Source organism: Leifsonia sp. HAY1-4F, assembly GCF_056755275.1.
The window spans coordinates 1-264 of the sequence record NZ_JBNDHX010000341.1; the positions used below are offsets into that span (position 1 = coordinate 1).

1 pseudogene is annotated in these 264 nt (G+C 66.3%); it reads left to right on the forward strand.

Features of this window, described 5'->3' with window-relative positions:
- Window positions 1–9: 9 nt before the first annotated feature.
- A pseudogene (locus ACPYOG_RS19760) lies at window positions 10–264 on the forward strand (ABC transporter permease); the annotation flags it as partial.

Here is a 264-nt window from a genome sequence, read left to right on the forward strand (position 1 = left end):
CTTGGGCCTGTGCTGCTCATCGCCCTCTGGCATCTGGTCTCCATCACCGGTGTCTTGCCTCAGGAGGTGCTGGCAGGTCCCTCGGTGGTGCTGACGAGCGCGGCGAAGCTGGTTGCGACCGGCGAATTGCAGCAGGCGATGTGGGTCTCGCTCGGTCGCGCGTTGGCGGGCCTGGCGATTGGCGGCACGATCGGTGTTTCTCTCGCCGTGCTCTCCGGCCTCTCCAGGCTCGGTGAGGATCTGATCGACGCCACCGTGCAGATG